Below are 10,408 nucleotides of genomic sequence, written 5' to 3'. Positions count from 1 at the left end.
GCGCGGCGGGCGGCCTCGAGCTCTTCGGGGGTGGCGGGGCCGGCGTCGAGCAGGGCGCGGACGGCGGGGTCGCGGCGGCCGTGCGCGGTGAGCACGGTGGCCTTGCCCTCGCGCAGGTCGCCGTCGGCGGACTTGCCGGTCTGCTCCGGGGCGCCGAACACCCCGAGCACGTCGTCCACCACCTGGTAGGCCACGCCCAGGTCGGCGCCTGCCTCCCCCAGCCCCGCGGCGACGTCGGGATCCGCCCCCGCCAGCAGCGCCCCCGCCCGCAGGGGCGCGGACACCGTGTAGTGGGCGGTCTTGAGCCGCTGCATCGCCAGGATGCGCTCGGGCTCCGGCTCCTCGCCGGTGTGCCGGGCCAGGCCCAGGAGCACGTCCTCGAGCTCGCCGGCTGCGGAGGCGGTGGCGGCGTCCAGCACGACGGCGGCCACCGGCGCGGCCCGGCCCGGGTCCGGGGTGCACGTCATGGCCAGGCGCAGCGCCTCCACGAGCAGGACGTCCCCGCCGATGAGGGCGACGGCGGTGCCCGCGCCCCGGATCCAGTCCGGGGTGGGCGCCCGCGCGGCGAGCAGCACGGCCGCGGCCGCCGCCCCCAGGCAGGCGAGGGCCACGGTCGTCCGGGTGGCCGCCTCCCAGCCGTCGGCGACGATGCCGAGCGTCAGGCAGGCCAGGAGGGCGGGCACCCAGCGGGCGTCGAGGGGGCCGGGGACGTCGCCGCGCCGCGCCGCCGGGTCGGTCCGGGCCCCGGGGGCCTCCGGCGGCCGGGAGCCGGCCGGGACGCTCACCACGTGACGCGGTCCCGCAGCCGCTCCAGCGCGGCGGGGCCGACGCCCGGGACGGCGTCGAGGTCCTGCAGGCCCGTGAACGGGCCGACCGTCTCGCGGTGGGCGATGATCTTCTCCGCCGTGGCCGGTCCCACGCCGGGCAGGGTCTGCAGGGCGACGGCGTCGGCCGCGTTGAGGTCCACGGGGCCGGCCCCCGCGCCGCCCGACCCGCCTGCCCGAGCGGGTACCGCAGGCTCCGACGCCGCCGCGTCCGGCGCAATCCCGGCCGCGCCGGCCTCCGCCGCGCCTGGGCCGTCCTGGGCGCCGGCCACCCGGGCGAGGTCCTCCTCCGGGGTGCGGGCGGAGGGGACGAGCACCTGGCGCCCGTCCGCCAGGGGCGCCGCCAGGTTGATGCGCTCGGTCCGGGCCTCCCGCGTCGCCCCGCCGGCGGCCCGCACGGCGTCGGCCACGCGCGCGCCGGGGGCCAGGCTGACCACCCCGGGCCGCTCCACCTCCCCCACCACGTGCACCCGCAGCAGCGCGGCCACCGGCCCGGACCCGCCCGACGGCTCCGCGGCCGGTCCGGCACCGTCGGAGGGGGGCGCGGCATCGTCCGCGTCCGGCCCGCCCGCGGTCTCCGGTTTCACCCGGGCCTCGACGGCCGAGGCGGCGGGCGCCGGGGACGGCGGTGCGGGGCTGGTCAGCCAGGCGACCGCCCACCAGGCCGCGGCCGCCACGAGCAGCACGGTGACAGCCAGGAGGGCGGGGCGCCAGCGCAGGACGCGCCCGCGCGGGGGCACGCGCTCCCACGCGGAGGACCCGCCCGCGGCGGGGCCTGCGGAACGGGACCAGGACGGACGCGGGGCGTCCTCGGCGGGGTCGTCGGAGAGGGCGGCGGAGTCGGCGCTGTGCGGCGCGCCGACGGGGGCGTCCGGGGCGAGGCGGTGGGGGTGGCTCATGCCGGGAGTCTGTGCCGGACCCCCGGCCCCGGTGCGGCCGACGGCCGTGCCTGGGGACGGCCGACCCGTCGCGGGCACCTGTGCAGGAGCCGTCGCCGGCGTCAGTCCCCGGAGCCCCCCGTGGGCGACTCCAACGGGCACACCACCACGCCGAGCGCCCCGAGCCCGAGGTGCGCGGCGAGCACGGCGGGCAGCTCCACCACGGGGACCGGCGTGGTGGACACGGGCGTGAGCCGCTCGGCGAGGGCGGCGGCGGTCTCGGGGTCGCCGTACTCGTGCACGGCGATCCGCACCGGGACGTCCCCGGCGCGCTCGGTGGCCAGCTCGACGAGCCGGTCCACGGCGCGGGCCGCGGACCGGGGCCGGTCCACGAGGCCGATGGCGCCGTCGTCGACGGCCAGGACGGGGCGCACGTGCAGCAGCGTGCCGATCAGCGAGGCGAGCCCGCTGATCCGGCCGCCGCGGCGCAGCTGCTCCAGGCTCGGCACCGTGAACAGCACGTGGCTGGAGTCCACGGTGGCCTCGAGCCGCTCGCGGATCCGGGCCACGGGCATGCCCACCCCGGCGTCCACGGCCGCGTCCACCACGGCCATGCCGAGCGCGAAGCCCACGGTCCGCGAGTCCACCACGGTCACGGGCCGCTCGGCGTCCACGGCGGCGAGCCGTGCAGCCTCCACGGTGCCGGAGAGCTCCCCGGACAGGTGCACGGAGAGGATCCGGGCGTACCCCTCCCGCGCCAGCTGCGCGTAGACGCTGCGGAACGCGCCGGGCGAGGGGCGCGAGGTGCGCAGCGCGGTGCCCGCCGCGAGGGCCAGCGGCAGCTCGAGGGCGAGGTCGTCCGTGCCCTCGGCGTGGATCTGGTCCCCCACCATCACGGGCAGCGGCACCTGCCGGATGCCGGCGGCCAGGGAGTGGTCGAGCACGGCGGCCGGCAGGGCGGCCGCGGAGTCCGTGACCACGGCCGTCCGGTCCCGGCGCGGCGGCTTCAGCCCGTACCGGGCGCGGCCGACCAGCTGGGACCGACGGGAGCGCAGGCGCACGAGGGCGTCGTCGCGCCACTGCTCGATGGTCGCCACGGCCGGCCTCCTCTCCGCGCGCTCGCGCGCGGTCAGCGGATCACGAGGTTCACGAGCTTGGGCTCGCGCACGATCACCTTGACGATCTCGGCGTCGCCGATGAAGGTGAGGACCTTCTGCGACGCGCGGGCACGGGCCTCGAGGTCCTCGGCGGTGATGTCCGCGGGGACCTCGAGGGTGTCGCGGACCTTGCCCTTGACCTGGACGACCGCGGTGACGGTGTCCTCGACCAGCAGGGACTCGTCCACGGCCGGCCAGCCGGCGCGCACCACGGAGGGCTCGTGGCCGAGCATCACCCACATGTCCTCGGCGGTGTAGGGGGCCACGAGGGAAAGCAGCACGGCGACGGCCTCGGCGGCCTCGCGGACGGCGGGGTCCGCCGCGCCGGCGCCGCCGTCGATCTCCTTGCGGGCCGCGTTGACCAGCTCCATGGTCTTGGCGATCACCACGTTGAACTTGCCGTCGTCCAGGAGCTGGCCGGCCTCGTGCACGCTGCGGTGGGTCACGCGGCGCAGGGCAACGGAGCCGGTCGCCGGGGCGGCGTCGGCCGGGGTGCCGGCCTCGCGGACGTCGCGGGCCAGGCGCCAGGCGCGGGCCAGGAACTTGCCGGCGGCGCCGGGGGCGACGTCGGCCCAGTCCACGTCGTCCTCTGGCGGGGAGGCGAATACCATGGTGAGGCGGACGGCGTCCACGCCGAACTCGTCGAGCTGCGCGCCCAGGTCCACGCCGTTGCCCAGCGACTTGGACATGGCCCGGCCGCCGTTGAGCACCTGGCCCTGGTTCAGCAGGGCGCGGAAGGGCTCGGTGAACGGCACGAGGCCCAGGTCGTGCAGGGCCTTGGTGAAGAAGCGGGCGTAGAGCAGGTGCAGGATGGCGTGCTCCACGCCGCCCACGTACTGGTCCACGGGCAGCCAGCGGCGCACGGCCTCCGGGTCGAAGACCTGCGTGTCGTCGTTCGGGGAGGCGTAGCGCAGCATGTACCAGGACGAGTCCACGAAGGTGTCCATGGTGTCGGTGTCCCGGCGGGCGGGGCCGCCGCAGTCGGGGCAGGCGACCTCGACCCACGACGTCGCCGCGGCCAGGGGCGACTGGCCCTTGGGGGCGAGCTGCTCGCCCTTGAGGTCGGTGGGCAGGGTGACCGGCAGCTGGTCCTCGGGGACGAGGACCTCGCCGCAGGCCTCGCAGTGCACCACGGGGATGGGGGTGCCCCAGAAGCGCTGGCGGGAGAGCAGCCAGTCACGCAGACGGTACGTGGTGGTGCCGCGGCCGGTGCCCCGGCCCTCGACGATCTCGATGGCGCGGGCGATCGCCGCGGTCTTGTCCAGGCCGTCCAGCTCGCCGGAGTTCACGAGGGTGCCGTCGCCGGTGGTGGCCACGCCCGAGACGGCGGGGTCCTCCTCGCCGGTGTCCAGCACGGCGCGCACGGGCAGGCCCATGGCGCGGGCGAAGTCGAGGTCGCGCTGGTCGTGGGCGGGCACGGCCATGATGGCGCCGGTGCCGTAGTCGGCCAGCACGTAGTCCGAGGCCCACACGGGCAGGCGCTCGCCGTTGAGCGGGTTGATCGCGTGGCGGCCCAGGAACACGCCGGTCTTCGGGCGGTCGGTGGCCTGGCGGTCGATGTCCGAGACCTTCTTGAGCTCCTCGCGGTACGCCTCGAGCTCGGCGCGCACGGACTCGTCGGCGAGCTCGGCGGCGAGGGGGGCGTCCGCGGCCACCACCATGAAGGTGGCGCCGTGCAGGGTGTCCGGGCGGGTGGTGAACACCGTGACCTGGGGACCGTCCTCGATCTGGAAGTCCACGTGGGCGCCCTCGGAGCGGCCGATCCAGTTGCGCTGCATCGCCAGCACCCGCTCGGGCCAGTGGCCGGTGAGCTGGTCCATGTCGTCGAGCAGGGCGTCCGCGTACTCGGTGATGCGGAAGTACCACTGGTTCAGGGTGCGCTTGGTGACCTCGGTGCCGCAGCGCTCGCAGCGCCCGTCCACGACCTGCTCGTTCGCGAGCACGGTCTGGTCCTGCGGGCACCAGTTGACCGGGGAGTCCTTCCGGTAGGCCAGGCCCTTGCGGTACAGCTGCTGGAACAGCCACTGCGTCCACCGGTAGTACTCGGGGTCGGAGGTGTGCAGCTCGCGGGACCAGTCGACGGCGATGCCGTAGCGCCGGAAGGAGCGCTTCTGCGTCTCGATGTTGGCGTAGGTCCACTCGGCCGGGTGCGCGTCCCGCTTGATGGCGGCGTTCTCGGCGGGCAGGCCGAAGGAGTCCCAGCCGATGGGGTGCAGCACGTCGTAGCCGCGCTGCATCCAGTGGCGGGCGACGACGTCGCCCATCGCGAACGCCTCGGCGTGGCCCATGTGCAGGTCGCCGGAGGGGTAGGGGAACATGTCCACCACGGTGCGCGTCTCCGAGCCGTCCTCGAGGGGGGCGAAGGTGCCCGCCTGCTCCCAGTACCCGGCCCAGCGGGCCTCGACGTCGCGGAAGGAGTACTCCGCGTCGGCGGGGATCCGGGGGGTGGCCGGTGCGGCGCTCTGGGGGGTCTGGCTCACGGCGGTTCGTGTCCTCACGCAGTCGGGGGTCGGGATGGCGGGCGCGCCCGCCCGGACGGGCGGCGCGCACAGGGGCCGGCGACGGCGGCCGGCACTGCCATCCTACGGCGACGGCGCCCCGGGGCCGGTCAGGACCGGCGTGGGTCCCCGTCCGGCCCGTCCGCCTCGATGGACTGGACGACCTCCTCCTCCACGGCCTCGGTCACCACGGCCGTGGCGGCCACGGACTCGTCGGCGGCCTCCTGCAGCAAGACGGCGTGCTGGGCGGTGAAGGTCTTCTCGGGGTGCTCGCGCAGCCGCAGGAGGGCGCGCAGGCGCAGGCGCAGGCCGGACTCGGCGGAGATCCGGCGGCGGTGCAGGACCCACCAGGCGATCAGCACGAGGGCCAGGACGATGCCGAGGTAGCCCAGGGCCGGATACACGACGTTCATGAGGTCGCCGAAGCCCACGAAGCTGACGGCGAAGGCCAGCAGGGTGACGCCGATGAAAACGGGGCGGTAGCGCCCGGGGCGCTCGGCGGTGAGGCGGCGGCCCAGGGCGTACAACATGCCGATCGCCGTGTTGTAGATCATCAGGTAGATGACCACGACCATCGTCCAGCCCAGCCACGGGGCGATCGAGGCGAACAGCTGGAGCATGGGCACGTCGGCCCGGCCGATCTCGGCGTAGCCGAGGTAGAGCAGCACCGAGGCCAGCAGCAGCAGGACGGTGTAGAGCACGCCGCCGGTGAGGCCGCCGGTGAACGCCTGGCGGGGGTTGGTGATGGACCCGCCGATCACCAGGCACATGGACACGGCCATCACGACGACGAGGCCGAAGTAGTTCACGGAGGACAGCCACCAGGGCGCCACCGGCGTGGCGGCCTGCACGGCGAGGGCCTCGTTCGCGGTGAAGGAGCCCTCGTGTGTGAGGAGCACGTGGACGAACCCGGCCACCACGGCGAGGATGATCAGCGGCGTGATGAGGGAGATGATCGCCGAGACCTTCTCCACGTCCAGCATGCCCGTGACCAGCACGAGGGCCGTCATCAGCCCCGCGCCCGCCCACGTGGGCCAGCCGAGCTGCTGGGCGAGGGTGGAGCCGGCGCCGGCCAGCATGACGAAGCCGATCGCGAAGAGCGTGACGGTCACGGTGACGTCCAGGATGCGCGCCATCACCGGGTGGGAGACGCTGCGGAAGACCACCTTGTGGTCGGCGGCGAGGAACACGCTGCCCAGCTGGAGGATGACGGCGCCGCCGAGGGCCACGAGCACACCGGCCAGGCCCGCCCCCAGGATCCCGATCCAGCCGAAGCCCACGAAGTACTGGATGACCTCGGCGCCGGTGGCGAAGCCGGCGCCGACCAGCAGGCCGACGAAGGTGAGGGCGATCTTGACGGATCTCAGGGTGGCGGAGTGCTGCATGCAGGGGCCTTTCGTGGGGGACGGGACGGTCCGCCCGGCCGCGCACGGGGTCGGGAAGGGACCGGAGCACCCTACGGGCCCTCCGCGCGGCGTGGCCAGGGCCGGCGACCCCTCCCGCGGCCCGGGGCTCGCGCCCCCCCGGCGTCCTCAGGCCCAGCCCAGGGACGCCTCCACGGCGCGGCCCCAGCGGGCCAGCAGGCGCTCCCGCTCGGCCGGCTCCATGGCCGGCTCCCAGCGCCGGTCCTCGTGCCAGAGCCCGGCCAGGGCGCCGAGGTCCGGCCACACGCCCGCGGCCAGGCCGGCCGCCCACGCGGCCCCCTGCACGGTGGTCTCGGTGACGCGGGGGCGCACCACGGGCACCCCGAGGATGTCCGCCTGGAACTGGAGCAGGGACTCGTTCACCGTCATGCCGCCGTCCACGCGCAGCGCCTCGATCCGCCGGCCCGTGTCCGCGGTGAGCGCCTCGAGCAGGTCCCGGCTCTGGTAGGCCGTGGCCTCGACGGCGGCGCGCGCCAGGTGCCCGCGCCCGGCGTAGCCCGTCAGCCCCGCGATGACCCCGCGCGCGTCCGGCCGCCAGTGCGGCGCGTAGAGCCCGGAGAAGGCGGGAACGATGACGACGCCGCCGTTGTCCGGGACGGAGGCCGCCGCCTGCTCCACCTCGGCCGAGGAGGAGATGATCCCCAGCCCGTCCCGCAGCCACTGCACGAGCGAGCCCGCCACGGCCACCGAGCCCTCCAGGGCGTAGTGCAGGGGGCCGCCCTCGCGCTGGAAGGCGACGGTGGAGACCAGGCCGTGGTCCGACGTCGGGCGCACGGTCCCGGTGTGCTGGAGCAGGAAGCACCCCGTGCCGTAGGTGTTCTTGGTGTCCCCGGGGCGGAAGAGCGCCTGGCCGAACGCGGCCGCCTGCTGGTCCCCCAGGACGCCGGACACCGGCACGCCGGCCAGGGCCACGTCCCCGGCCACCTCGCCGAACCGGCCGATCGAGGGCCGGATCCGCGGGGCCATGGCCTCCCACCGGTCCGCCTCGAGCCCGAACAGCTCCAGCATCTCGGCGCTCCAGTCGCCGGTGGCCAGGTCCATGAGCAGGGTGCGGGAGGCGTTGGTCACGTCCGTGGCGTGGACGCCGCCGTGCACGCCGCCGGTGAGGTTCCACACCAGCCATGCGTCCATGGTGCCCACCCGCAGCCGCCCGGCGCGGCTGAGCTCGCGGGCCTCGGGCACCTCGTCGAGCAGCCAGCGGATCTTGGACGCGGAGAAGTAGGCGGTCAGGGGCAGGCCGGTGCGCTCGCGCACGGCCCCCTCGCGGCCGTCCGCGGCGAGGCGGGCCATCGCGTCCGCGGTGCGGGTGTCCTGCCAGACGATGGCCCGGTGCACGGGTCGCCCCGTGCGCACGTCCCAGGCCACCACGGTCTCCCGCTGGTTGGTGATCCCGACGGCGGCCACCCGGCGCGCGTCCACGCGTGCCCGGGTCAGGGCGAGCGAGGTGAGCTCCCGCACGGCCTCCCAGATCTCGGCGGGGTCGTGCTCCACCCAGCCGGGGGCCGGGAAGTGCTGGGCATGCTCGCGCTGGGCGGAGGCCAGGACGGCCCCGTCCGCGCCGAGCACGGCCACGCGCGTGGAGGTGGTGCCCTGGTCGACGGCGACGACGGCCTGCGCTGCGCTCATGCGCACGACCCTAGCGGCCCTGGCTAGGGTGGGCGCGTGGCTCTCCCTGACGACGCCGGCCCCCGCCCGCACCGCGACGCGCCCCCCTCGCCGCCCGTGCGGTGGCGCGACCGCGTCCGCATCCCGCGTCCATCGGGCTCCCCCGCTGTCCTCACCGGGCATCCGGTCCGGACCCCGCGGCGCCGCGACGTCGCCGTGGCCGACCCCGTGAGCGGGCGCCCCCTGCGCGTGGCCGTGTGGGAGTACGAGCCGGAGGTCGCCCCCGCCCACCACGATGCCGCCGCCCCGCCCCGGACGGTGTTCGTGCACGGCTTCCGCGGGGACCACCACGGGCTGGCCCTGCTCGCCGACGCCCTGCCCGAGCGCGCGGTCACCTCGATCGAGCTGCCCGGCTTCGGGGACTCCGAGCCGTTCCCGGACGCGGAGCACACCGTGGCCCACCACGCGGACGCGGTGGCCGCCGTCCTCGCCGCGATGCCTCCCCCGCAGTGGCCGGTGCTCGTGGCCCACTCCTACGGCACGGTGGTGGGGGCCGAGCTCGTGGCCCGCGACCCCGGCCGCTGGGACCGCCTGGCCCTGCTCAACCCCATTGCCGAGCCCGCCCTGGACGCCTCCGCGTCCTGGACCAGCCGCAGCCTCGCCGCGCTCGCCCGGGGCTACTACGAGCTCGCGGCGCGGCTGCCCGAGCGGGCCGGCCGCCTCGTGCTCGGCGCGGCGCCCGTGGTGTGGGTGACCACCCTCGCCATGTCCCGCACCCCGGACCGGCGCGTCCTGGCGTACACGCATGACCAGCACCGGCGGTACTTCTCCCGGTTCGCGTCCGCGCGCATGCTCTCCGAGTCCTACCGGGCGTCCAGCACGGGGACCGTGGCCGACGCGGCCGACCGGCTGCGCCTGCCGGTGCTGCTCGTCGCCGGCCGCGAGGACCCGCTCGGCTCGGTGTCCGCGCAGGAGGCGCTGGCAGCCGCCATCGAGGCCGGCGGCGGGCGCGCCGAGCTGCACGTGCTCGACGGCGTCGGGCACCTGCTCCACTACGAGCGGCCGGGCGAATGCGCGGCCGTGCTGCGCGCCTGGGCGGCCCGCGGCCGCTGAGCTGCGCCCGGGCGCGCCGGGTCAGAGAGCGCGCAGGGTCGGAGGACGCCGGGTCAGAGGACGCCGGCGGGGTCCAGCCGCACCCGCACGGGGGACGTCTCCCGGCGCGCCGACGCGGCAGAGCGGGCGGCGCGCAGCGCGGCGACGGTCGCGTCCGCGGCCGCGTAGGGGAAGAGCAGCAGGGCCCGGGACCGGGTCTCGTCCGCGGCGTCCGGCACCGGGCCGATCCACGGCAGCCGGGCGGGGCCGCCGTCGAGCGGGGCCGAGTGCGGGTCCTCGTGCACGTCCTCCTCGGGCCGCTCCCGCCGGGCCGCCTCCACGAGCTCCAGGTACTCGCGCACGGCGGACGCCTCCCCGGTCACCTCGGCCAGCCGGCCGGCCGGCGGCAGGTGCAGCTCCCTGCGCTCGGCGACCTGGTGGGCGGCGAACCCGTCCGGGTCTCGGCGCACCAGGGCGTTCACCGCCTCCCCGGCGTCCGCGGTGACCACCACGACTCCCCCGTCCGCGGCGGGGCGCACGAGGCAGGCGGCCGCGAGCCAGCGGGCCAGCACCCGGCCCGGCACGTCCAGGCCCTCGCGCTGGAGCTGGGCGTCGCCGTCGAGCAGCAGGGCCGCCGCGTAGCCGTCCTCGGCCACGGGCTCGGCGCCCACGGTGGCGACCACCAGCGACGGCCCCGGCGGGATCGTGCCGAGCCGGTGCTGGGCGGAGGAGGAGTGCACGGGGATGCGGGGGAAGGCGCGGCCGAGCTCCTCGGCCGTGCGGTCCACGCCGCGCGCCCCGGCGCGCAGGGCGCCCGCCCCGCACTCGGTGCAGCGGAAGCCCCGCTCGCGGGTGCCGCACCAGCGGCAGGCGACCTCGCCGAGCCGGGCGGCCCGCGCGTCGCGGAAGACCAGCGGCCCCGCGCAGCGC

General features: G+C 76.6%; 7 protein-coding genes and 1 pseudogene. 1 reads left to right on the top strand and 7 read right to left on the bottom strand.

Annotated features, from left to right (window positions below):
• The 6 genes from NWP10_RS08130 to glpK all read right to left on the bottom strand — a co-directional run.
• A partial coding sequence (locus NWP10_RS08130; RefSeq protein ID WP_258300518.1) for a polyprenyl synthetase family protein occupies positions 1-785 on the bottom strand: 785 nt, incomplete at its 3' end.
• Complete coding sequence (locus NWP10_RS08125; RefSeq protein ID WP_258300517.1) at positions 782-1,723, bottom strand: helix-hairpin-helix domain-containing protein; 942 nt, start codon at positions 1,721-1,723, stop codon at positions 782-784. The genes NWP10_RS08125 and NWP10_RS08130, both read right to left, overlap by 4 nt.
• 101 nt (positions 1,724-1,824) lie before the next feature.
• On the bottom strand, positions 1,825-2,799 hold the full coding sequence (locus tag NWP10_RS08120; RefSeq protein WP_258300515.1) for a DegV family protein: 975 nt from the start codon (positions 2,797-2,799) through the stop codon (positions 1,825-1,827).
• A gap of 32 nt (positions 2,800-2,831) precedes the next feature.
• Positions 2,832-5,339 carry a leucine--tRNA ligase gene (leuS, locus tag NWP10_RS08115; RefSeq protein WP_258300514.1) on the bottom strand — a complete coding sequence of 836 codons (2,508 nt, stop codon included), beginning with the start codon at positions 5,337-5,339 and terminating at the stop codon, positions 2,832-2,834.
• A gap of 128 nt (positions 5,340-5,467) precedes the next feature.
• On the bottom strand, positions 5,468-6,742 hold the full coding sequence (locus NWP10_RS08110) for a hypothetical protein (RefSeq protein ID WP_258300513.1): 1,275 nt from the start codon (positions 6,740-6,742) through the stop codon (positions 5,468-5,470).
• 147 nt (positions 6,743-6,889) lie between these two features.
• Complete coding sequence (gene glpK, locus NWP10_RS08105; RefSeq protein ID WP_258300512.1) at positions 6,890-8,407, bottom strand: glycerol kinase GlpK; 1,518 nt, start codon at positions 8,405-8,407, stop codon at positions 6,890-6,892.
• A gap of 207 nt (positions 8,408-8,614) precedes the next feature.
• Here glpK and NWP10_RS08100 point away from each other — a divergent pair, with 207 nt between their 5' ends.
• Positions 8,615-9,499 (top strand): alpha/beta fold hydrolase, encoded by an 885-nt coding sequence (locus tag NWP10_RS08100; protein WP_258300511.1) that lies wholly within the window; start codon positions 8,615-8,617, stop codon positions 9,497-9,499.
• Between the two features lie 53 nt (positions 9,500-9,552).
• On the opposite strand, the pseudogene NWP10_RS08095 reads toward NWP10_RS08100, so the two are convergent.
• Positions 9,553-10,408 (bottom strand): annotated as a pseudogene (locus tag NWP10_RS08095) (primosomal protein N'); the annotation flags it as partial.

The organism is Micrococcus sp. HG099 (assembly GCF_024723355.1).
Classification (GTDB): Bacteria; Actinomycetota; Actinomycetes; order Actinomycetales; family Micrococcaceae; genus Micrococcus; species Micrococcus endophyticus.
The sequence above is the reverse complement of the archived record's forward strand: the minus strand, read 5'-3'. Positions and strand labels throughout refer to the sequence as shown.

Excerpts from the sequence above, each read along its gene's own strand:
- NWP10_RS08125 (WP_258300517.1), bottom strand. The coding sequence starts at position 1,723 with ATGAGCCACCCCCACCGCCTCGCCCCGGACGCCCCCGTCGGCGCGCCG.
- NWP10_RS08110 (WP_258300513.1), bottom strand. The coding sequence starts at position 6,742 with ATGCAGCACTCCGCCACCCTGAGATCCGTCAAGATCGCCCTCACCTTC.
- glpK (WP_258300512.1), bottom strand. The coding sequence starts at position 8,407 with ATGAGCGCAGCGCAGGCCGTCGTCGCCGTCGACCAGGGCACCACCTCC.